We start from the raw sequence: 24,315 nt of genomic DNA on the forward strand, positions 1-24,315 counted from the left end.
CCCTTTATGAATTAATAGGCAATCTCATATAGCCTTTATTTTCTGGCAATCTCAAAAGTATGATAGTAAATAAAAAACAATAAAACCTATGATTCAGCTACTTTGCAAAGTGATTTTACTTGCTTTTTTTTCATTGCAAACGGTCAAATTGTATCTTACATACAACTGTTAAACCTTACAAAAAATCATGACGAACCTTTTTGCTTATAAAACAAAATGCTGATATACAGTTGTTTATAAATCTAATGTTAACTTAATGTTACCTAAATGTTGTTTAAAAGTAAAATTAGTGTTACATTTGTAATGTAATCATTAAGAACACCCCAATAAAAAATATAGTATGAAAAGTTTAGTATTAACATTAGCAGTTCTTTTTTCTGGTGCTATTATGGCACAAGATGTGAAACCTACTTTCGAAAAAGAAGGAAATACTATAAAAGGAACGTATTATTATAACAACGGTGAAATTCGTCAACAAGGATTTTACAATAAAGAAGGAAAACTTCACGGAGAATGGAAGTCTTATGATGAGACAGGAAAGAAAATCTCAATGGGACAGTATGAAAATGGTGTAAAAACTGGAAAATGGTTCTTCTGGGAAGGTGAAAAATTATCAGAAGTAAACTATTCAGACAATTCTGTTGCTTCTGTAACAACATGGTCTAATAAAAGTGACGTAGTTGTAAATTACAAACAATAGTAAAATTTGCTACAATAATTTATAATGTAAAAACGCTCGGAAAATATTCCGAGCGTTTTTTTACATCCTGTTTTTCGAGTAAAAATCAATCCTGTAGATGTACATATTTGACTTTTTCACAAAAACAATTATTAAAAATATTTTTACACTAAATCATAAAAAATGTATTGTTAACATTTAGATAACTACCTAAATAAATGCCATAAATACCTGATTATTAAATCCTTCAATATTAAACAGTTTCAATTATTAGAAAAGAAATTGTAAAAAACACTTTCCTTAGATAACAATTACATAACACTATAATCACTCTTATTTAATTTTTCAGTAACGCACAGGTAACAATAGCTAACGTTATTTGCACCGAATTTAGAACACGTTATGAGAAAAATTGTCATTCTCTGTGCACTATTCGTTGTTGGAATAGTTAGTGCGCAGGAAACTGGCTCTATAGCCGGTACTTTGCTTGATAAAGAAGCAAACAATCAACCGTTACCTTTTGCTAACGTACTAATAAAAGGCACAAGCAAAGGTACTACCACAGATTTTGATGGTTTATATACTATCGAAAACGTAACTCCAGGAACCTACACTTTAGAATTTAGTTTTGTTGGTTATGAAACTTTAGAAAAAGAAGTGGTTGTAAAAGCTAATGAAACCACCACCGTAAATGCTACTATAGGTGCAAGTGCAGCGGCCTTAGATGAAGTTGTTATTAAAACAACCAGTAGAAAAAAAGAAAGTGTGCAAGCACTTCTTTTGGATCAAAAAGGAGCCGTAGTTCAGAAACAAAGCATTGGTGCTCAGGAGCTTTCTAATAAGGGAGTAAGTAATGCCGCAGCTGCAGTTACTAAAATTTCAGGAATCTCAAAACAAGAAGGTGGTGGTAATGTATATGTTAGAGGTCTAGGAGATCGATATCTAAACACCACATTTAATGGATTATCTCTCCCTGCAAATAATGTAGACAAGAAAAATATTGATCTTGGGTTGTTCTCTTCAGATGTTATCCAAAATATTGGAGTAAGTAAAACCTATGCTGCTAATTTTTATGGAGACTTCGCTGCCGGTAATGTAGATATTATTGCCAAAGAGCATGTTGGAAAAGCATACATAGACGCTGATCTGGGAAATAATATTAATACCGCTTCCGTTGGAAAGAGATTTCTAAAAAGTGAGGGGACTGGTTTTTTTGGATTTTATAATAGATACAGAAACGATCCTTTCGCAGTTATCTTATCACATACTATAGATCCTATCTCATCGGAAGGACCTGTTGGGCTTTCAGGATCAATTACCGCTGGAAAATCTTGGGATATTGGCGAAGAATCTAAGCTAAATATATTTGGAACCGCTTCTTTTGGTAGTAATTTCCAATATGCACGTGGACAAGCAGCTAATGTTACCGAAGCTGCTAATACCGTTTTTGCTGACGCCGAAGAATTCGAATACAGCCGAACTACTACCGCAATGACAAATATTGTTTACAGAATAAATAGTGATCATAGAATAAAACTTACTTCTCTTTTTATCAATGACGCTTCTGATATAGTAGGACGCTTTGGAATTGATGGGAATGGATATAATAGAAACACTATAGATGATCTAGATGATTTTGGACTTTTTGTTCAAAATGTACAATTCGAACAAGATATGATTTTTGTGAATCAGTTATCTGGTGTAAGTAACATTAATGAAAAAATTAAAGTAGATTACGGAATTGGCTTTAATAGCGTACTAGCACGTCAACCAGATAGAAAGCGAATTGTGTTAGAGCAATATGATTTAGCCTTGGACAATGATCCAAATACAAATCCAACACTTTTTCGTAACGTAGATTTCGACAACCAGCGTTATTTTCAAAATATCGAGGATCAGGAATGGAACGGGCGTGTAAACGTAGCGTACGAACATAAAGAAAATTTATCTTTTAATTTTGGCTACAACGGACGAATCAAACAACGTGATTTCGACAACCAACGTTTTGGATTGAGTATTAAAGACCCAGGAACAGAGGTAACTGATGTTAATAATTTTGATTCAATTTTTAACAATGATAACCTAGGAACCATTTTTGATACTGTAGTCATAAGATCTCTTGACCCAAATAATGGTATCAGTAACCGAAACCTTCCTGGACGTCCTGAAAACACTTATACTGGAAACTTAGATATTCACGCGCTGTATGCAAATGCTATCTATAAATATGGAGATAAATGGACATTTGTACCAGGATTACGTGTAGAATCATTTAATCAAAGTATTGATTATGATGTAATTAATCTTGCATTTAATAATCCTGGAAGTAATGAAGCTACGGAAACTTTCTTTTTACCAAGTTTAAATATCAAATATGCGCTAAACGAAGATCAAAACTTACGTTTTTCTGCAAGTAGAACAGTTTCTAATCCAGAGTTTAAAGAAGTTGCTCCCTTTGTATATGAAAACGTAACCGATCGTATTGGAGGTAATCCAGATTTATTAAATGACCCTGCATTCTCGTCGATCATTAATTTAGATTTAAAATACGAATGGTTCTTCGATCAAGGTCAGATATTTTCTATTGCTGCTTTCGCAAAACAGATTAATGATCCTGTAAACTTAGTATCTGCTAATGATGCTACAGGAACACAGCGTTTCTTTAGAACAGGAGACAAAGCAGAAGTATTTGGAATCGAATTAGAGGCGCGTAAAGCATTATTAAAAACTTCTGAAGAAGAAAACCTTCTTTCTGCAGGTGTCAATATCACGTATACCTCTACAAAGCAGGATTTAAAAACAATTTCGGGAACTTTTAATACTAATTTCAATAGAGATTCTGACCAATTACAAGGTGCATCTCCATTTTTGATCAATGCTGATGTAAGCTACACACCAACTTTTGGAGATTACAAACCGGTAGCAAACCTAGTATTCTCCTATTTCTCTGATCGTATTGATGCTCTAGGAGCGGGACAATTAGGAAATATTGTAGAAAAAGGAGTACCTACATTAGATTTTGTTTGGAAAAATAAGGTACGTGACAACTTTGAAATTAACATTAGTGTTAAAAACTTGTTGAACCCAACAATCGAAAGAGTCCGTGAAAATGCCAGAATATCAGAAGATGTACTAAACGCTCTTAATATTCCGATCACTAGAGACGAAAACAACCAAATCACTCCGGTAGATGAATTTGCTTTATCTAGCTACAAAAGAGGAGTAAATATTGGATTACAATTTAAATATACATTTTAACATACATAAAACGAACACGAGTAAAATTTATTAAAACAAAAATCATGAAAGCAAATATATTTCTTTTAAAAATCGCTGCCGTAGCTATGCTCTTTTCAGCATGTGCAAGTGATGATACTTCAGACATTACTATTAATATTAATGGTGATGGTTCTACTCCTGTTGGAGAAATAATCGGAGGAACATTAACAGAAGATCTTACACTAACATTAGGTACAGAATACGCTCTTACTAGTGCTTTAATTGTACCAGAAGGTATTACACTTACTGTAGAACCTGGTGTGGTAGTAAGAGCATCTACAGGATCTGATGTATATATCGCAGTATTACAAGGAGGAGTGATCAATGCAGAAGGAACTTCTACGAACCCTATCGTATTTACCTCTGCAACTGCTACTCCTAATCCTGGAGATTGGGGAGGCCTTATCTTATTAGGTAGAGCACCTATAAACTCTGTAGTAGGAGGAGACGCTACCTCTACTTCAGAAATTGGAGGATTACCGTATGGTGGTAGTGTTGTAGATGATAATTCTGGTATCCTTAGATATGTTCGTATCGAGTATTCTGGAGGAGCAGCCGATGCAGCATCAGAAAATAACGGATTCTCTTTTTATGCAGTAGGAAATGGAACTACCATCGAATTTATTCAGGCGTTTGAAGGAGCAGATGACGGAGTAGAATTTTTTGGAGGAACTGTAAATGCATCTTTCATATCTGTTATAGGATCACAAGACGATTCTGTGGACTGGACTGAAGGATACACAGGAACATTAACTAATGTATATATCGAGCACAGACAATCTCATGACAAAGGAATCGAGGGAGATGGATTTAATACGGATATAGGAAACAACTCTAATCCAGTATTTTGGTCAGCTCCTACAATAACAAACCTTACTATTAATGGACGCGGTTCTTCTAACGAAAATGAAGCCATCAGGTTACGTGCTGGTACAAGGGCTACTTTTACTAACGTATTATTAAAAGGTTTTGCTGAAGGTTTTGATTTGGATGATACTGAAACTGGAAATGGTGTTGTCAATGACGAAACTTCTATCACTGACATCACTTTTGATGATATTACATTAAACCTTAAAAATGATACAGGAGCTACTTTTGGCGAAGCTGATGTAATCTCTGGAGTAGGAAACGGAACTGGAGCAGACTACAACTCATGGAACTCTGGTTGGACACGTAACTAAACTACCACATCCCTACGGATGTTATTTTATAAAAAGAAAGCCGTTTAAAAATGTTAGATCATTTTTAAACGGCTTTTATCATCAAGAAAACTACTTTCTTAACCTTTTCTTTTCATTCTTAGCACTAAGATTACATTCTCATAATACAAGTATAATACTCCAGTAAAGTTTAACTAAAACAAAGTATTTTTATTTGTATCGATTAATTCAGAACGAGTTTTCTGGTGTATCAGACATCTCAGAATTTCAACAAACGACTTCTTATACATACATACGATAGGGAAAACTATTTTCTTTAAATAGCATATTACGATACGTGTTCGTAGAAGGCTGGAAGGTCATTATTATCCAACAACAATAATGGTTCTCTTCAGCCTTCTCATTTTTTATAATCGTCTATAAATGAATTTTTTAATATTTTCTATGAAAGAGACACGTCACTGTACAGAAAATCTTACTTTATTCTTAAAAAAATACAAAAATATACTGAGTATTGATGAATTCAGTTTATGCCATTGTTAACACAAAGATCTTTAAAACACTCTGTTTAACATTATCATAATGTTTATGTAATCTTTTCAAAAAACTAAAAAACCTTAAAAACGTAATTTTTCTAAAACCAAAACTTGTTTTTTCTCGATTACTTATCAAACAAATAATTTTACATCTATCTGATTTTTAAATTTTTATATTAAAAAAAAGACTTCTAATTAAAAGCCAAAAATAGCTACACAAATCTACTTTCATTCTCGTGTCCTACAAATTACAATCCCTTAAACTAAGGATAATAGTAGCGTAAAATTCTTTACTGTAAAACCGTATTTATTTGTACCAGATTTATTAAGAACACGAAATGAGAAAATTTTGCACAGTTATCGCACTGTTTATTCTTGGATTAAATTTTGCACAAGAAACCGGAACCATCGCCGGAACACTTCTAGACAAAGAAGTAAACAACCAACCACTACCTTTTGCTAACATCGTCTTATTAGGAACTACTCTTGGAACCTCTTCTGATTTTGACGGAAAGTATGAAATCCCGAATGTACCCGCTGGGACGTATACCTTAGAATTTAGTTTTACAGGTTATCAAACTTTACGTATCCCGGATGTGGTTATCGAACCGGATAAAGTTACCGTAATCGACACTACGCTGGGAGCTACCGCTGCAGCACTAGAAGAAGTAGTGATAAAAGTACAAACCAATAGAGAAAGAGAAGAAGCTTTACTATTAGAACAAAAAAATGCAATAACTCAAAAAATATCAATAGGAGCACAAGAATTAGCTAAAAAAGGTGTAGGTGATGTAGCAACCGCCGTTACTAAGGCTACTGGTATTTCTAAACAGGAAGGTTCAGGAAATATTTTCGTTCGCGGGTTAGGAGATCGATACAACGTGACTACCTTAAATGGTCTTCCATTACCATCAAATGACCCTTCAAAGAAAAATATTCAATTAGGGATTTTTAACACTAGTATAGTCGAAGCTATCGGCATTGACAAGACCTATAATGTCAGAAATTATGGAGATTTTGCGGGTGCCAATATAGATATAACATCAAAAGATTACAAAGGCTCTGGATTTATGGAAGTTGGAATATCGACTGGTATTAATACTGAATCTGTAGCAGTAGATGAATTCTTCCTTACCGATGGACCAAGTAGAACTGGCTTTTATGATACCAACGCTCCTGAATTCCCATTGAATAATTATAATTTCACTACTAGTTGGGATAGAGAGAAAACATCTAATCCATTTAATTCCAATGTTTCCTTAAAAGGTGGAGATTCATATTATCTCTTTGGAGGAGAGACAAAACTTAGCATTTTTGGTGTTGGATCTTTTAGTAATAATTACACGTACCAAGAAGGTGTTTCGCGAGGTAGTGTAAATGTAAACTCTGTTGCACAAAGCGATTTTGACTATTTTGATTTTGGATACAATACCAATACTACCTTAATGGGTAATATTGGATTAAAATATCGCAATCATAAAGTTGTATATAATGTTCTATATCTTAACAACACTAGCGAAAGACAACGTGAATTCTTCGGAATTATTGATGTGGAGGATGATGCACCAAACGGTGGAGGTTTTATCCAAAGATCTGTATTCTTAAGAACTTCATTAATTACCCATCAGTTATTAGGAGAACACAAAATTTCAGAAAACTTTGAGTTTGACTGGGGAGCATCTTATAACTTTTTAGAAAATAATGAGCCAGATAGAAGACAAGTAACTTTAGTTCCAAGAACTCCTAATGAGCCTGATGGACCAAAGTCTTTCTTATTAGTGTCTGCTGCTTCCGATAACCATAGATTCTTTGCCGATCTTATTGAAGATGAAATAGCAGGAAGATTTGAGGCTTCCTATAAATTTAAGAGAAATGAAGAAGACCTTTTCGATGGTAAACTGTCTATTGGGTATAGTGGAAGATTCAAAAATGTTGATTTCGAAGCTGAGCAGTTTAACTTTCAAATTTTTAATAGAGTTCCTCAACCAGATGTTGACGTAAGAAACGTTGATGCTTACTTTAATCAAGAAAACTTAAACGCAGGCTTATATAGAATCAGAACTTTTAGAGGAACTTTAGATACTCCTGGAGCACTTAACCCTCAATTTTATAAGGGAGATCAACAAATCAATGCAGCATATTTAAGTTTGGAATATAAATTTGCATCTAAATTCACTTTACTAGCAGGAATTAGAGCAGAACAAATAAACCAAAATATAGAATGGAGTACCGTAATTAATGGTGAAGGAGAAAATGAACTAGATGAATTAGAAATACTTCCTTCATTATCTTTAAAGTATGCCCATAATGAAAAACAAAACTTTAAACTTGCTACAAGTAAATCATATACTTTACCACAATTCAAAGAAAGAGCTCCTTTCCTATATCAAGAGGTAAATCAAGATTACTTTGGTAACCCATTCCTGACACTATCCACTAACTATAATGTAGACGTTAAATGGGAGTACTTTCCAAAATCTAGTGAAATAATTTCCTTTGGCGTGTTCGGGAAAATTATCGAAAACCCAATAAATTCCATAACAATTCAATCAGCTTCAAACGATATAACTTGGGCAAATACAGGTGATCAAGCAACAGCTTTTGGTGCAGAATTAGAAGTAAGAAAACTATTATTTCAGCAAGAAAGAGAAGTTAAAGACCAAATCTTAAAGCAAAATTTTACAGCCGGCATAAATGCAGCTTACATGATACACAATCAAGAATTAGATGGTCAAAAAGTATTAGATGAATCTGGATTAAGTTTTGACCCAACATATTCTGAAACTGGGCTATCTGGTGCTTCTGATCTAGTTGCAAATGCAGATGTAAGTTACTATAAAGATTTTGCAAAAGACAGAAATCTACAATTAACCCTAGCTGCTAATTATTTCTCTGACAGAATCTTTGCTTTAGGAAACTTTGGGAAAGGAAATATTATTGAGAAAGCTGTACCAACTTTAGATTTCATAGCTAAAACACAACTATCCGAGAGAGTTTCTTTAGGATTGTCATTTCAAAACATTCTAAATCCCGAAATCGAAAGATTTCAACAAGAAGTAACAGACAGTAACGGTGATATAAATCCTATAAGAAGTGGAACAGATCTTCAACAAAGAGATGTTGATATGCTGTCTTACAAAAAAGGATACAACCTAAAGCTGTCTTTTAACTATACTTTTTAACTAAACAATGACTTTTTATAAAAAAGCGAACAATTTTTATTCACAACTAAAATTCAAAAAAATGAAAAAAGTTCTTTTTACATTAATATTAATGTTTGCCACAGGCGCATTTGTCGTGTCATGTAGTGGTGATGATGATTCAGGTTCCACCGCATCTTGTACTGATGGTGTACAAAACGGTGATGAAACAGGTATTGACTGTGGTGGCTCTTGTACCCCTTGTACTTCTGCTAATTTATCTGGTGATGTAATAGCTGATACCACACTAGACGCATCATTAGACTACGAACTTACTGGAGCTTATGTCGTAAAGTCTGGAGCTTCTTTAACAATCCCTGCTGGTACTGTAATTAAAGCTACGGGTGGAACTGCTGCATATATAGCAGTTGAGCGTGGTGCTCAAATTTTTATTAATGGTACTTCCGCAAATCCAGTTGTAATGACCTCAGCTTCTGCAAATCCTGCTCCTGGTGATTGGGGTGGATTAGTAATATGTGGAGATGCTCCAACGAACAAAGGAAATAATGTAACATCTGAAGTTGCTGATCTTCAATATGGTGGAACAACTGCTAATGACAATTCTGGTTCTATTCGTTATTTAAGAGTTGAATATACTGGTGCTACTTTCTCTAACGATAAAGAATTTAATGGTGTATCTCTTTTTGGTGTTGGTTCTGGAACTACGTTCGAATTCGTTCAGTCTTTTGAAGGTGGTGATGACGGAATCGAGTTCTTTGGTGGAACTGTAAATGGAGAAAATCTTGTTTCTACTAATAGTGGCGATGATTCTATTGACTTCGCAGATGGATGGGCAGGAAACGGAGAAAACTGGTATATTTCTGGTGGAGCAAAAGCTGGTATAGAAGGATCTAATAATGGGGACAATGGTAACGCTGCTCCAGTAACTAATACTACCCTTTCTAATATCACTGTAGTTGGACCAGTAACTGAAGGTGCTTTATTTTATAAAGAAGGTGGAGGAAACTTCACAATAGACAATTTCTATACAAGTAATGTAAATGTTGGGATCACTGTATCAGATACAGATGCCGAAGCTGCTGCTAGAATCGAAAATGGTGACTTAACTATAACGAACATTCAGTTTGCGGATGCTCCTACTGATCTTGATATTACTAATTATACTGGTGCTAACCAATCTTTCTTTACAGAAGGTATTGCTACTGGTGCTGGTAACGGCGCTGCTTCTCCAGATTGGGCTGCAGGATGGACGAGAGGTCTTGACAATAGTGGTGCTTCTAGCACGCAAAATTTAGCTGGTGAGATAACAGGCGATGTTACTTTAAGCGCGGATGTTGAATATCAATTAACTAGTTCCTTTTATGTAAGATCAGGTGGTTCTTTAACTATTCCTGCTGGAACTACGATCAAAGCTACTGGAGGTACAGCTGCCTTTATTGCCGTAGAAAGAGGAGCTCAAATCTTTGTAAATGGTACTGCCACAAATCCAGTTGTAATGACTTCTGGTGCGGCAACACCTGCTCCTGCTGATTGGGGTGGATTAGTAATATGTGGAGACGCTCCAACAAATAAAGGAACTAATGTTACTTCTGAAGTTGCTGATCTTCAATATGGTGGTAATACTGCTAATGATAATTCTGGATCTATTCGTTACTTAAGAGTTGAGTACACTGGTGCTACTTTCTCTAACGATAAAGAATTTAACGGTGTATCTCTTTTTGGTGTTGGTTCTGGAACTACTTTTGAGTATGTACAATCTTTAAACGGAGGTGATGACGGAATAGAGTTCTTTGGTGGAACAGTATCAGGAAACTTCTTAGTATCTATAGGAAGTGGAGATGATTCTATTGACTTTGCTGACGGATGGGCAGGAAACGGAGATAGCTGGTATATCTCTAAAGGTGCCAAAGCTGGTATCGAAGGATCTAATAATGGCGATAATGGTAATGCAACACCAGTTACTACTACAACACTTTCTAACATTACCGTTGTAGGACCAGTAACTGAAGGTGCTCTTTTCTTTAAAGAAGGTGGAGGAAACTTTACGATTACTAATTTTTATACTGAAGGTGTAGATCTTGGTGTAAACATTAGTAGTACTGATGCAGAAGCAGCTGTTCGTATTGAAGCTAACGCTCTTTCTATCAATCCAATGCAATTTTCAAGTCCTGCAACAGGTTTTGAACAAACCAATTATGGAGGTGTTAACCAAAGCTTTATCACTGTAGGTGATAATACTGGAGCTGGTAATGGTGCAGCAGAACCAACTTGGGCTAATCGATGGGCTACTGGTTTCTAATCATAACTAAAATATAAATGAATACTAAAAACACCCTCCGAGAGGGTGTTTTTTTTTACCCCAAATCAACAAATATAAATTCGACAGACCCAACCAAAGGCATATAATAATCTTCTTATATATCCATGTTAACTAATAATATGTTTAATCAAAGGCTATTTCATGATTACAAGTAAAGTAAAAGTGATTTCTTTCTTAGGAAAACATTAATAAAATCTCACAAAGTGAACAAATCATTAATTGAGGTTTTTATCAGGTAACATTAGTAGTACAAATGACCCTCTATGGTATAAACCTTTTAAAACTTTACTAATGAAAAAAATCTATGTATTATTCATTCTATTAACGTCGATGATGCAAGCGCAAGTCGATATTCAAAACTTTAAAGTAACCTCTCCTACTAATGAAACTTTTACTTGGAACGATGGTCAACGTTTTAAATACAAATTTGACATTCGAGGAAATTATGGTTATAACGAAATCAAATTGAAAGTCTATGCCCAATCTGTAACATCTAATAACCTCATTGGTTTAATCAGATGGAATCGTGAAGGCGACGACAATCTATCATTTAACTCTTATACTACAAAATCTATGTGGGTAAGTATTGCTAACAATTGGAATGGCAGAAGCTTTAACACTAATCCCACAAAAAAATTCTATTTAGTCGCAGAGTATCAAGGAAATTCACGAACCTATACCTATACAATACCCGACGGTGATAACGATGGCGATGGTGTTACTAACACGCAAGATGAATGCCCAAATGAAGCAGGACCAGCGTCAAATAACGGATGCCCTTTACCTCCTGATCTTATAACCGCTAATTTAACGATCAAAACGAAAACATCTACAGGTGGTTCAATCACATATAATTATGATCATATTACCTATACACCTTCTTTATACTACAATAAATCGGCAGAATTCTCCGTGAAGGTTAAAAATAAAGGAGCAGGTAAAACCAATAGATCGTGTGAATTACATGTAGTTATCGCTGCGAATAAAAATTCGTATCCAGTTTGGGATCCAGGTGAAGCACAACCTTATGTTTATAGAGATTTTACAGTTCCTGTTTTAGAAAGTGGAGAAGAAAAAACATTTAAGTTTACCGAATACTTAGCCGACTATATGGGTTCAGTGCCTCTGTACGATGAAGTTACGTACTACATATTTTTCCATATTGATTGGAGAGAAGTAACTAATGAGCCTCCTTCCGCATTCAGTAATAACATCAATCGATATGCCTTCAAATATATAAAAGACAAATCATCAGGAGGTATAGGAATTATTGTACCTATTGATTCTGATTTTGACTCAAAAAGTAGTATTTCAAACAAATCTTATAATCTAGCTATTTTTAATCTTCAGGGAATTTTGGTAAAACAAAAAACAGTTACCGATGAGCAAGAAGAACAAAAGTTAATTGAAGAGCTACCTAAAGGATTTTACATCATTAAAAATGATCAAAGAACCTATAAAGTAGGAAAGTAATTAAACTTAAATAACCTTACCCTAAGAACACTAAAACCCGCTTCAAAATTAGAAGCGGTTTTTTTTATACTTTGCTAAAAAAAATTAAAAAAAGTTGTTTTTTAACGGTCACAATATTCTTATAAAATGGATTAACGATAGTAAAAACATATATCTAATTTTAAAACCATTTTTATGATGAAAACAAAGACAAAAAACTACATTTTATTATTAACGTTTTTAACGCTCTCGATATCGTTATCTGCTCAATCTCATAAATATCATCGATTGGTAAAACTAGGAACTTCATTGACGGATAATATTATAAATTCAGTTTGTAATAATCAGGATTTCGACGTCCCAACTTTGAAAGTAAATATAAGGCTAAATACTCCACTAGCAGTTGGAAAAATATACCTCATTAATATTACTGATGGTGATTTAAGTATTCCTTATAATACTCCTACGTACTATTTGGTAGAATTAGCATCAAATTCATCTAATTCAGATGCAGAGAATATTATTACTGCACCTATTGGTCTACCTGAATTCATATTTTGTGATAGTGATGGAGACGAGGTTTCAGACGAAGACGATAATTGTCCAACAATACCAAATACAGATCAGAAAGATTTAGATGGCGATGGAATTGGTGACGTTTGCGATAATCAAGATAATAGAGATTTCGATAATGATGGTGTAGAGAATTATGAAGATCAATGCCCAAATGAAGCGGGACCAGCTTCGAATAACGGATGCCCTTTTCCTGATCTTATTACCGCGAATTTAACCATCAAAACAAAAACAGCTACGGGTGGCTCTATTACTTACGATTATGATAAAATTACCTATACCCCTCCTTTATTTTACAATAAATCAGCAGAATTCTCTGTGAAGGTAAAAAATAAAGGAGCAGGTAAAACCAATAGATCGTGTGAATTACACGTAGTTATTGCTGCGAATAAAAATTCGTATCCAGATTGGAATCCAGGTGAAGCACAACCTTATGTATATAGAGATTTTACAGTTCCTGTTTTAGAAAGTGGAGAAGAAAAAACATTTAAATTCACCGAGAACATGTTTGATTATATGGGCTCCATCCCTTTATACGATGAAGTTACTTATTATATGTTTTTCCATATTGATTGGAGAGAAGTAACTAATGAACCTCCTTCAGCATTCAGTAATAACATTAATCGATATGCCTTTAAATATATAAAAGACAAATCATCAGGAGGTATAGGAATTATTGTACCGATTGATTCTGATTTTGACTCAAAAAGTAGTATTTCAAACAGATCTTATAATGTAGCTATTTTTGATCTTCAGGGCATCTTAATTAAACAAAAAACAGTTGCCAATGAGCAAGAAGAACAAACCCTAATCCAAGAACTACCTAAAGGATTCTACATCATTAAAAATGATCAAAGAACCTATAAAGTGGCGAAGTAATTAAAAAATAAATGACCAGAAACTTAGTAATACATAATCTAAGTTTCTGGTTTTTTAATTTTTAAGTTTTAGCATTTCCTCTAGAAGCTGGATTGCTTTTTTTCGAAAGCGACCATCATATTCGATAAGATTCTTTACATAAAATACAGCTTTTTGTAAATCACCTATTTTTAAATACGTAAGAGATAAATACCATTGTGCATCCTCGTAATAACCACTCTTATAAGGTATTTCTTCAAAAAAGGCAATTGCCTTTTCTTCCTGATCAACGAGTAGATAGCTATTCCCAAGATATACCTTCATTTCGTCTGTAAATACGGTATCTGATATCTCGGATGATTGTAGAATCACTTGATCATATAATTTTTTACTGTACGCAATCTTAATATTTTCCAAAGATTTTGATACTCCTGACCGAACTTCATTATTTACCGGAAACGGACTAAAATACTCACTATACAATGCATCCGCTGGTTTAGAATAATTTAAATTTGTGTATAACAAAACTCCCACACCGATGATGACGGCAATTGCAGCAGCAATACCAATATATCTATAGCGATGTCGTTTCGCTTTTTTGTTCTCTTCTTCAATTTCCTTTCCTATAGTTGTAAGTTCCTTTTTAAAGGACACTAGTTTTTTTTCTTGCAAAACGGTTTTAAGGGTTTTATGTCTGGCTACTTCTAATTGTAATTTAGGATTAGCATCCAATTCTTTCTCAAAATCCGCTCTTTCAGACGCTGATAAAGTATCCGAAAGAAATCTTTCTATGGTATCAAATAATTCTTCTGTTCGTTTCATAAGCTAGATTTTATGAAATCTTCATATTTTACCTCATCATATAATGGATCATTCTCTATTTGTTCCATTAAGGATTTTTTGCATTTATATTTCTTTCTTCTACAGTACAATTCGGAATAACTTGTGATTTCAGCAATTTCCCGCATACTTTTATCCTCAAAAACCAACTCCAATAGTTGCTGACATGCCAGAGATAAAGAGACAAAATATTTACGATACAAATTCCCCCTTTCTTGATTTGTTAGATCTTCTATAGTGGTATCTTGCATTTCACCTTCTTGAGGGGTATTAGTAAGAAAAATTTTACGCTTCTTCGCTAGTCTTTGTTTCCAAAGGTTTTTACATATCCCAAAAAAATAAGTTTTAAGTCTAACGGTAAGCTCCAGATTATCGGATAACAATTTTTCGTACAACACTACTATAGCATCTTGAAATACATCTTCTACATCTTCTTTATTACCAGAATTTTTTATGATATATTTCCTAACATATTTTAAGTTATCTCGGTAAAAAGCTTTAATAATCACCCGATCATTTTCTACAATTCCGTTTAAAATCTCCTCGTCACTCATTATAACTACCTTTCCAAAGCTTTCATATTTTTTTAAATAACATAGTTTTTTGCAAACGAATTATTAATGAAAATATTGATTAAAATCACAAACGAATTTCGTATTAATAAATTATTAAATCATCATATTTTCATGAAAAAATGACACATTTTTAATTCCTTTGTTTGTCTATTATTTTATCACCCATCCGTTAATACATATCCATGCACCAATCCCCTTTTGCAAAGTTTTTTATTATTCTATTTTTCTTAAGCCATCATCTTTTGGGACAGACTTCAAAAGACACAGTTAATGCCAATTTATATCAACAAAAAGGAGATTCTTTAGTACAGCGTCAGCATCTAGATAGTGCGATTATCTATTATCAAAAATCAGCAGATATTTATAAATCTCTTCAATATTGGAAAAAAACAGCCTCTAGTTACAATAAAATAGCTAGTGTATACCTAAAAAAGACAACTCTGGACAGCGCTCTACATTTTTCCAAAAAGGCATTTAGTATATGTGAATCAAAACTAGAAAAAAATAATATCGAAAAAGCCAATTCCTTAGAAAATATTGGCTGGTATTATTATGAGCAATCTGAATTCGAAAATGCTCTGAGAAAATTTAAAGATGGATTGAAAATAAAACTGGAAATACTTCCCGAAAATCATATTGCTTTTGCTAATGCATATAATAATTTGGGTAGAGTCTATTCTAAAACTGCACAATTGAATTTATCGTTAAATGCATATCAAAAAGCATTACAAATTGCTAAAAATTATCCAAACAGCCCTAATAGTAATATTGGTCTTTATTATAATAACGTAGCAGGTATTTTTTATCGGAGAGGAGAATACGATGAAGCAATTGAAACATTGAAAAAAGCAATAGAATTTCAAAACGATATTTCAAATCATCACCACCCTAAAAGTGTAAATTATTATAATAATTTAGGGAATTTATTCATGTCAAAAGGAGATTCAGAAAATGGATTAAAAAATTATAAAATAGCATTAAATACTCAAAATTTTATTAAATCTACTAATAAATTGTTGACAGCTTCTATTTATAATAATATTGGCAATGCTCATAATTCTTTGGGAAATTTCAATAAAGCGTTAACATATCACAAAAAATCTTTAACGATTCGACAAAAAAGATATGGTGAATTACATTATTCAATAGCATCATCCTATATGAACATAGGAAATGCTTTTTCAAATTTAGATGAGATTACCAGCGCATTAGAAAACTATACTAAATCACAAGAAATTTACGAAAAAATATTCTCAGAAGAACATCCTAGAATTGCACAAATTTATGGTAATAAGGCAATTGCTCTTCAAAGACAAGGAAATACAGATGAAGCTCTCAATTTTTTAAAAAAAACATTAAACATATATACTACTAACTATGGAAACTCGCATCCCAAAGTAGCAAAAACACATTCTACAATTGCTTGGTATTTCTACGAAAACAAATTGTTAAACAAAGCCCTATTTCATTCAAAAATTGCGCTAGACATTAACAAAAATCTTTTCGGCAAAAAAAATTCAAAAAATTCTGAACTTTACAATTTTTTTGCTAGAGTTTATATCGAAAAAAAGATGGGCAAAGAAGCATTGGACTTTTGTGAAAAAGCTATTATAGCTAATTCAAGATATCAAAAAAAATCAAAAACCCACTCAGTTTTTAATCCTAAAATTTATTTCGACCCTAGTATTGCTTTGATGAGTTTGAAATTAAAAGCAAACTCTTTTAAACTTTTATTTGATACCAATAAAAAAATTAAAGACTTACAGAAAGCAACACAATATTATCAAAAAGCAGATAGTATTATACATTATCTTAAAAATTTCAAAAAAAATCATCAAGACAAAGTTATTTTATCTAGAGACATAAAGGAAATTTACAAAAAATCCATCGAAGCTGAATTTCTTTCTTATAAAGTTAAAAACAATCCTACGCATTTAATAAAGGCTTTCGAGTACAGCGAAAAAAGCAAAGCCAATACCCTTAAAAATTTGCTTACAACTATTAGAGCCAAAACCTTCGCTGGTTTGTCTAAAGAAACGCTCTTATTAGAACAGAACCTAAAAACCAATCTGGCATTTTACACTTCAAACATTACTAATCAATTACAAACGAAAAATCCTGATACTACAAAAATTAGATTCTATGAAAATAAAATATTTGATATAACAAGAAAACAAGATTCTTTAACCAATTTCTTAGAACAAAATCATCCGAACTACTATCGTCTTAAATACAAAAACACATTTCTTACAGTACCCGAAATTCAGGAAAGATTATCTAACAACACTACGATTCTTGAATTTTTTACTACCGATAGTGTTACGTATGCTTTTACGCTAAATAAAAATGACATCAACGTTTCTAAAATAGCCACTCCCAATATTGCACAGAAAATACAGCATTTTAGAGAACATATTACTTCCAAAAATATTATTGATTACAAGAATAATGCAGAAAGTTTATATGGAACACTCATCAAACCCATAGTTCACCAACTAAAAGGTGATGAATTGATTATAGTTCCAGATGGTCCTTTATGGCATCTAAATTTTGATTTACTATTAACTGAAGAAAGTACTAGCAAAGATCCAAAGCAATTGCCCTATATGCTTCGTGATTATGCCATATCCTATGCTAATTCTGTAAATGTGCTTTTTTCAAAAAACCATTCAAACAACAACTCAAAACTATTGCAGGAATGTTTGGCCTTTTCTTTTTCGGATAGTACACAAATTACAGATTCTGAATCCTTATCATTTAATATTCTAAGAAATGCAGATGCAGATCTTCCTGGCACTCGGGAAGAGATTAGTGCCATTTCTGAAATTGTAAATGGGCAATACTATTATGGTGCTCAGGCAATTGAAAAAAACTTTAAAAAGGCAGCTCATCAATATAATATACTGCATTTAGCACTACACGGAGAAGTTGATAATGAACATCCTGAAAACTCTAAGTTGTACTTTACAAAAAGTAATGACTCTATTGAGGATGATTTGTTATATAGTCATGAGTTATTTGCTTTAGATATTCCTGCCGAGTTAGTTGTTTTAAGTGCCTGCAATACTGGAACAGGCAAAATCGCAGAAGGCGAAGGAATTATGAGTCTAGGAAATGCTTTTCAATATGCTGGTTCTAAAAGCTTATTACTAACAAACTGGGAAGTCCCTGATCAAAATACTCCTGAGATTATGCGCAATTTCTATACTCATTTATCATCTAAAATGAGTAAATCAAAAGCACTGCAACAAGCTAAATTAGACTATTTAAAAAATGCAAATATTACAAGATCACATCCCTTTTATTGGGGAAGTTTTTATCTTCTGGGCAACAACAAATCTATTGATCTACAAAATCCTTTTAGTATATCTAAAACAATAACTTGGTTTGTTTTACTTGTACTAGTTTTATGTTTAACCTTTTTTGTACTAAAAAAGAAGAAAAAAGCTATCTAAAAAGTAATATATAATTGTCAAACTATGCTTCCTCTATAAGCAGATAGGCGTAGAAGTTTATAACCATTTGATCGTCAGTCAATCTTCAACAGATCTTGTCGAACGGCTCAGACCGATAAATACAACTTTTTAGTACTTTTTAAACAGCTTATTTCGCCTCACACCTTCACCGATTTCCAAGTTCCTTTTCTAAACCATATGATACTAATTACAGCTATGAGTACTTCTGCAAAAGTAATAGCAAGAAAAACTCCCATCGCTCCCCAATCAAATAGTATGGCAGCCATATATGCAAACGGTAATTGAAACACCCAAAAACAAAAGAAATTGATAATTGTTGGTGTTTTGGTATCACCTGCTCCATTAAATGATTGAATAATCACCATACCATAGGCATAAAACACATACCCTGCTGCAATCACACGAAGACTTAACGCGCCATAGGTAATTACTTTTGGTTCCTCACTAAAAAACCCGATAATATATTCGGCAAATATTAAGTATACAAAAGAAACAAACACCATAAAGATTGCATTATACTTACCGGTTTTCCATACAGATTGTTCTGCTCGCTCAGGTTTACCAGCTCCTAAATTTTGCCCTACCAAAGTCGCAGCTGCATTACTCATACCCCAAGAAGGCATTAAGGTAAACATCAAAACTCGAATTGCAATCGTATATCCTGCTAATACCTCACTACCAAACTCGGCCATAATACGCATTAAAAACACCCAACTAGAAGTTCCGATAATAAACTGTCCGATTCCACCAAGGGAAACCTTTACCAGATTAAACATTACTTGAGATCGCAGTACAATATCTTTTAATGTTACTTTAATCTTGCTCCACCCAAAGAATAAAATCATTAGTTGTAGTACTACAGCGGTTCCTCTACCAATGGTTGTGGCGATAGCTGCGCCTTGTACTCCAAATTCTGGAATAGGTCCAAACCCAAAAATAAATAGTGGGTCCAAAATAATATTAAGAACATTAGAAACAATCAACACAATCATAGCTACCGAAGCATCTCCTGCGCCTCTAAAAACTGCATTGATCAAAAACAATAGCATGATGGTAATATTCCCTCCTAATAAAACCTGAGTGTAGCCATATCCTTCGGCAATGAGATCCGCTTCTGCTCCCATGAGTGCTAAAATTTCTTTCGGAAACAGTATCCCAACGATACTAATTAATATGGCTACTGCAATTCCAAGAAATATAGACTGTACTGCTGCTTGAGAAGCGCCTTCGATATCTTTTTCGCCTACTCTTCTTGCTACAATAGCAGTTACACCCATACTCAGTCCAATCGCTACCGCATAAATAAGTGTAATTACAGATTCTGTGATGCCAACAGTTGCTATTGCATTTGCTCCCAAACTAGAGACCCAATATGCATCTACCAATGCAAATATGGATTCCATCATCATTTCAAGAATCATAGGAATGGCCAGCATGAATACCGCCTTGCGAATACTGCCGGTTGAAAATTCTTTTTCTTTGCCTGTTACAGCTATTTTAAAATAAGAAAATAATTTGGTTAAGGTTATTTTATTGTGTGCCATGAAAAATGGATTATGTTTAAAAAAAAAGAGAAAAATGGAAATACGACTAAAAGAAGATTTTTAGCCTAATAATACCGAATCCGATATTTCCATAAATGTGTACATAAATCCTTATAACTTCATAATAAACAAAGATGGGACTTTTTCCCGAGACAACAAAAAAGAAAAACCTTAATTATGAAAAGGGTATACCATAAATGTGAAAATAAATTTGTTATTTTGTATATATTTAACATTTAAAAATGGCTGCCCTAACTCTATTTTTAATAAAATATTGTACTTTTATAGTCCCAAAATAAAGTTTTATGAAGAAAATCTACTTACTACTCATATTTATTGGCATTTTTGTCCTCTCCTCTTCTACAGGAGTTCAGGCGCAATCATCCATTGAAATAAAGGATCAAGAAGAAATTAGTATATTTCCAAATCCAGTTACTGGAGATGTTTTAAACATCACTTCCAAATCTGGAAAATCAATAACGTGTAGAGTTTTTAATGTATTAGGAAAAACTGTTTTATTTAAAGTAATTACCACAAGAGAACAATTGGATATTTCCGCTCTACCACCAGGTGTATATGTATTGAAGATTAAATCTGGTAAGGAGATTTTTTCTAAAAAATTAATTAGACAATAATTACATCATCTTTATAGACTATATTTTGTGATATCGAAAGAACGCATATCATAACCCATCATACTTAAAAAACACCCTATTTATAAAGGGTGTTTTTTTATACCTTTGTTTCAAAAATACATTGAAAAGTTTATGCTATCCGATAGAATTTTTGAAATTGAAAATGATGCAGAATTTGAAGAGGTAGCCTTAAGAGTTTTTCATCATCAATACATTCATTGCAAAGTATACCAACGTTTTTGTAATTTATTAGGTGTTACTAAAAACTCAGTAACCCGAATTACACAAATACCTTTTCTTCCGATAGAATTTTTCAAAAAAGAAACTATTGTAAGCTCTCCAGCAGATGTGCAACAGGTCTTTACTAGTAGTGGTACCACTGGAAGTATTACGAGTAAGCATTATGTTACGAATCTAAAGATTTATGAAAATAGCTTCAGAAAAGCTTTTCATTTTTTCTATGGAGACATTTCAGATTATACCGTTTTGGCTTTATTACCTTCATACTTAGAAAGAGAAGGCTCTTCCTTAGTATATATGGCCGATCAATTGATAAAAACAAGTAACAAATCTAATAGTGGTTTTTATCTTAATGAAATAGATACACTGATTCAAACCATCAATCAGTTAGCAGAAAAACAAGAGAAAGTATTGATAATCGGCGTTTCTTTTGCGCTCTTAGATATTGCAGAGCAATACTCACTCCATTTAAATGATAATATCATAATCATGGAAACTGGAGGAATGAAAGGTAGGCGTAAAGAAATGGTCCGAGAAGAATTACATCAAATACTAACAAATGGGTTCGGTGTTTCTAAAATTCATAGCGAGTATGGAATGACCGAATTACTATCACAAGCCTACTCTAAAGGAAATGGTCTTTTTAATTGTCCTCCTTGGATGAAAATATATACTCGTGATCCAGAAGATGCCCTTACTTTATTAAAACACAATAAAACGGGTGGAATTAATATTATAGACTTAGCAAATATTAATTCTTGTTCCTTTATAGCTACACAAGATCTCGGTAAGACTTACGAAGATGGAAGTTTCGAAATTCTTGGTAGATTCGATAATAGTGATATTAGAGGATGTAACCTAATGGTATTGTAATCTTACCTTTCTCATTTTATTCTATATAATTAAGATTCTTTTATGATCTTATTATGCAACATAGTAGGTATTGAACCGTATTTATGGATGTATAGGTTTTAGCATATAACGCATATCAAATTGGATATTCACACATATTAAAAACTTATAATTATGTTAAAATTGTAATGTCTTGTTTTTTTTACGACTGAATGGGTGTAACAACAAAAAAACATTACACAAAATGAAAAAGTTCTTAATCTTACTGTTTTTGGGATTAGCCACCAACTTAACAGCACAGAAGATTGATTACAATCTAAAAAAAGGTTTTGTCGCAGAAGGATACGATGTAACAGAATACTTTAATAACAAAGCTGTAAAAGGAGAAAGTAAATATACCGCTACTCATGACAACGTGAAATATAAATTCGCAAGTCAGAAAAATTTGGAGAAATTTAAAAAGAATCCAGAAAAATTTGTTCCTCAATACGGTGGTTACTGTGCCTACGCAATTGGAGCGAAAGCAGAAAAAGTAGGTGTTGATCCTGAAACTTACGAAATAAGAGATGGCAAACTGTACTTATTCTATAATTCCTGGGGAATAAACACATTAACCAAATGGAATGATGAAGGTGCAGAAGCCTTAAAAAATAAAGCTGATGAGAATTGGCAAAAAATAAAAGCAAAAAAATAATCGAGCAAACTCTCGATAAACATATAGAACGTTAAGTTTTTTTCAATAATTGATTGGTTAGTTGACAAAGCCTGCTAAGAAGAGATTCTTGCAGGCTTTGTTTTTATATATGGTTTTGTCGTTTCCTTATACCGTTCTAATCACAAAATAGTTTTTCTTTCCTCTTTGCAATAGTACAAACTGATCATTGATTAAATCATCAGTAGATATAGAATACCCTTCTTTAACCTTTTCTTTATTCACAGAAATAGAGTTTTCTTTCAATGCACGTCTTGCTTCTCCATTTGATTTTAAAAAACCTGTATGTTCCGCTAATGCTCCAATAATATCTACACCATTGCTGATACTATCTTTAGATATTTCTGCTTGCGGCACACCATCAAACACATCCAAGAAAGTAGCTTCATCCAACCCTTTTAAATCTTCTGAGGTAGATTTACCAAACAATATATTAGACGCTTTGATCGCATTATCCAAATCTTCTTGAGAATGCACCATAATAGTGATCTCATCTGCTAACTTCTTCTGAAGAATTCTTTGGTGTGGAGCTTCATTATGAGCGGCAATAAGATTTTCAATCTCTTCTTTCGTAAGAAAAGTAAAAATCTTAATATACTTTTCGGCATCCTGATCACTTGTATTTAACCAATACTGATAAAACTTATAAGGAGAAGTTCTCTTAGCATCTAACCAAACATTACCTCCTTCGGACTTACCAAACTTAGAACCATCAGATTTTGTGATCAGCGGACATGTAAGCGCATAGCCTTTGCCTCCTCCAATTCGTCTAATCAATTCTGTACCAGTGGTAATATTACCCCACTGATCACTACCTCCCATTTGCAATGTACAATCATGCTCTTTATACAAATGCAAGAAATCATATCCTTGTACTAATTGATAGGTAAACTCTGTAAATGACATCCCATCAGAAGATTCTGAAGAAATTCTATTCTTTACAGAATCTTTAGCCATCATATAGTTTACGGTAATATGCTTACCTACATCTCTAATAAAATCAAGGAATGAAAATTCTTTCATCCAATCATAATTATTTACTAAAACAGCAGCGTTAGGCTCATCACTTTCAAAATCCAAAAACTGTGATAATTGCAATTTTATAGCTTCCTGATTATGGCGAAGTGTATTTTCATCTAAAAGATTTCGCTCTGCAGATTTACCAGAAGGGTCTCCTATCATTCCGGTAGCACCACCTACTAGCGCGAAAGGTTTATGACCAGCACGTTGATAATGGGCCAGTAACATAATTGGTACTAGATTACCAATATGCAAAGAATCTGCTGTTGGATCAAATCCTACATACGCTGCTCTCATCTGCTCCAATAAATACTCTTCTGTACCAGGCATTGCATCATGCAACATCCCGCGCCAACGAAGTTCTTCTATAAAATTTACCGCCATTTTTGTAGTGTTCAAATTA

15 protein-coding genes are annotated in these 24,315 nt (G+C 33.2%); 11 read left to right on the plus strand and 4 right to left on the minus strand.

Annotated elements, in window-relative coordinates; all coding sequences use genetic code 11:
* Positions 1 to 340 precede the first annotated feature (340 nt).
* The 7 genes from ABD077_RS01715 to ABD077_RS01745 all read left to right on the plus strand — a co-directional run bounded on the left by ABD077_RS01715 (position 341) and on the right by ABD077_RS01745 (position 14,039).
* On the plus strand, positions 341 to 700 hold the full coding sequence (locus ABD077_RS01715; RefSeq protein ID WP_343909886.1) for a toxin-antitoxin system YwqK family antitoxin: 360 nt from the start codon (positions 341 to 343) through the stop codon (positions 698 to 700).
* Between the two features lie 381 nt (positions 701 to 1,081).
* On the plus strand, positions 1,082 to 3,937 hold the full coding sequence (locus tag ABD077_RS01720) for a TonB-dependent receptor (RefSeq protein ID WP_343909888.1): 2,856 nt from the start codon (positions 1,082 to 1,084) through the stop codon (positions 3,935 to 3,937).
* Positions 3,938 to 3,981: 44 nt separating this feature from the next.
* The gene (locus ABD077_RS01725) at positions 3,982 to 5,139 is read left to right on the plus strand and encodes a multidrug transporter (protein ID WP_343909890.1); all 1,158 of its coding nucleotides are present in this window, start codon (positions 3,982 to 3,984) and stop codon (positions 5,137 to 5,139) included.
* A gap of 853 nt (positions 5,140 to 5,992) precedes the next feature.
* Positions 5,993 to 8,836: a TonB-dependent receptor gene (locus tag ABD077_RS01730; RefSeq protein WP_343909892.1), complete on the plus strand. Its 2,844-nt coding sequence runs from the start codon at positions 5,993 to 5,995 to the stop codon at positions 8,834 to 8,836.
* A gap of 61 nt (positions 8,837 to 8,897) precedes the next feature.
* Positions 8,898 to 11,114 carry a hypothetical protein gene (locus ABD077_RS01735; protein WP_343909894.1) on the plus strand — a complete coding sequence of 739 codons (2,217 nt, stop codon included), beginning with the start codon at positions 8,898 to 8,900 and terminating at the stop codon, positions 11,112 to 11,114.
* Between the two features lie 312 nt (positions 11,115 to 11,426).
* Complete coding sequence (locus ABD077_RS01740; RefSeq protein ID WP_343909896.1) at positions 11,427 to 12,608, plus strand: T9SS type A sorting domain-containing protein; 1,182 nt, start codon at positions 11,427 to 11,429, stop codon at positions 12,606 to 12,608.
* 177 nt (positions 12,609 to 12,785) lie between these two features.
* Positions 12,786 to 14,039, plus strand: a complete 1,254-nt coding sequence (locus tag ABD077_RS01745) for a thrombospondin type 3 repeat-containing protein (RefSeq protein ID WP_343909898.1) — start codon at positions 12,786 to 12,788, stop codon at positions 14,037 to 14,039.
* A 54-nt stretch (positions 14,040 to 14,093) separates the two neighbouring features.
* Here ABD077_RS01745 and ABD077_RS01750 read toward each other — a convergent pair whose 3' ends face one another.
* Entirely contained in the window at positions 14,094 to 14,840 is a 747-nt protein-coding gene (locus ABD077_RS01750) for a tetratricopeptide repeat protein (protein WP_343909900.1), read from the minus strand.
* Positions 14,837 to 15,412 (minus strand): RNA polymerase sigma factor, encoded by a 576-nt coding sequence (locus ABD077_RS01755; protein WP_343909902.1) that lies wholly within the window; start codon positions 15,410 to 15,412, stop codon positions 14,837 to 14,839. Before ABD077_RS01755 ends, ABD077_RS01750 begins: the two co-directional genes overlap by 4 nt.
* 263 nt (positions 15,413 to 15,675) lie before the next feature.
* Here ABD077_RS01755 and ABD077_RS01760 point away from each other — a divergent pair, with 263 nt between their 5' ends.
* Complete coding sequence (locus ABD077_RS01760; RefSeq protein ID WP_343909904.1) at positions 15,676 to 18,888, plus strand: CHAT domain-containing protein; 3,213 nt, start codon at positions 15,676 to 15,678, stop codon at positions 18,886 to 18,888.
* A 158-nt stretch (positions 18,889 to 19,046) separates the two neighbouring features.
* On the opposite strand, the gene ABD077_RS01765 is transcribed toward ABD077_RS01760, so the two are convergent.
* Complete coding sequence (locus ABD077_RS01765; protein ID WP_343909906.1) at positions 19,047 to 20,453, minus strand: MATE family efflux transporter; 1,407 nt, start codon at positions 20,451 to 20,453, stop codon at positions 19,047 to 19,049.
* A 305-nt stretch (positions 20,454 to 20,758) separates the two neighbouring features.
* Between ABD077_RS01765 and ABD077_RS01770 the strand changes: the two genes are divergently transcribed.
* From ABD077_RS01770 to ABD077_RS01780, 3 genes are all read left to right on the plus strand, one after another.
* On the plus strand, positions 20,759 to 21,088 hold the full coding sequence (locus ABD077_RS01770) for a T9SS type A sorting domain-containing protein (RefSeq protein ID WP_299605123.1): 330 nt from the start codon (positions 20,759 to 20,761) through the stop codon (positions 21,086 to 21,088).
* 132 nt (positions 21,089 to 21,220) lie between these two features.
* Positions 21,221 to 22,201, plus strand: coding sequence for a LuxE/PaaK family acyltransferase (locus ABD077_RS01775; RefSeq protein ID WP_343909908.1), 981 nt, complete (start codon positions 21,221 to 21,223; stop codon positions 22,199 to 22,201).
* A 223-nt stretch (positions 22,202 to 22,424) separates the two neighbouring features.
* Positions 22,425 to 22,874 (plus strand): YHS domain-containing (seleno)protein, encoded by a 450-nt coding sequence (locus ABD077_RS01780; RefSeq protein ID WP_343909910.1) that lies wholly within the window; start codon positions 22,425 to 22,427, stop codon positions 22,872 to 22,874.
* A 126-nt stretch (positions 22,875 to 23,000) separates the two neighbouring features.
* On the opposite strand, the gene tyrS is transcribed toward ABD077_RS01780, so the two are convergent.
* Positions 23,001 to 24,296, minus strand: coding sequence for a tyrosine--tRNA ligase (gene tyrS, locus ABD077_RS01785; RefSeq protein ID WP_343909912.1), 1,296 nt, complete (start codon positions 24,294 to 24,296; stop codon positions 23,001 to 23,003).
* Between the last annotated feature and the right edge of the window lie 19 nt (positions 24,297 to 24,315).

The sequence above is a fragment of the Aquimarina litoralis genome, from assembly GCF_039523995.1.
GTDB lineage: Bacteria > Bacteroidota > Bacteroidia > Flavobacteriales > Flavobacteriaceae > Aquimarina > Aquimarina litoralis.

Excerpts from the sequence above, each read along its gene's own strand:
- ABD077_RS01715 (WP_343909886.1), top strand. The coding sequence starts at position 341 with ATGAAAAGTTTAGTATTAACATTAGCAGTTCTTTTTTCTGGTGCTATT.
- ABD077_RS01720 (WP_343909888.1), top strand. The coding sequence starts at position 1,082 with ATGAGAAAAATTGTCATTCTCTGTGCACTATTCGTTGTTGGAATAGTT.
- ABD077_RS01725 (WP_343909890.1), top strand. The coding sequence starts at position 3,982 with ATGAAAGCAAATATATTTCTTTTAAAAATCGCTGCCGTAGCTATGCTC.
- ABD077_RS01730 (WP_343909892.1), top strand. The coding sequence starts at position 5,993 with ATGAGAAAATTTTGCACAGTTATCGCACTGTTTATTCTTGGATTAAAT.
- ABD077_RS01735 (WP_343909894.1), top strand. The coding sequence starts at position 8,898 with ATGAAAAAAGTTCTTTTTACATTAATATTAATGTTTGCCACAGGCGCA.
- ABD077_RS01740 (WP_343909896.1), top strand. The coding sequence starts at position 11,427 with ATGAAAAAAATCTATGTATTATTCATTCTATTAACGTCGATGATGCAA.
- ABD077_RS01745 (WP_343909898.1), top strand. The coding sequence starts at position 12,786 with ATGAAAACAAAGACAAAAAACTACATTTTATTATTAACGTTTTTAACG.
- ABD077_RS01750 (WP_343909900.1), bottom strand. The coding sequence starts at position 14,840 with ATGAAACGAACAGAAGAATTATTTGATACCATAGAAAGATTTCTTTCG.
- ABD077_RS01755 (WP_343909902.1), bottom strand. The coding sequence starts at position 15,412 with ATGAGTGACGAGGAGATTTTAAACGGAATTGTAGAAAATGATCGGGTG.
- ABD077_RS01765 (WP_343909906.1), bottom strand. The coding sequence starts at position 20,453 with ATGGCACACAATAAAATAACCTTAACCAAATTATTTTCTTATTTTAAA.
- ABD077_RS01770 (WP_299605123.1), top strand. The coding sequence starts at position 20,759 with ATGAAGAAAATCTACTTACTACTCATATTTATTGGCATTTTTGTCCTC.
- ABD077_RS01775 (WP_343909908.1), top strand. The coding sequence starts at position 21,221 with ATGCTATCCGATAGAATTTTTGAAATTGAAAATGATGCAGAATTTGAA.
- ABD077_RS01780 (WP_343909910.1), top strand. The coding sequence starts at position 22,425 with ATGAAAAAGTTCTTAATCTTACTGTTTTTGGGATTAGCCACCAACTTA.
- tyrS (WP_343909912.1), bottom strand. The coding sequence starts at position 24,296 with ATGGCGGTAAATTTTATAGAAGAACTTCGTTGGCGCGGGATGTTGCAT.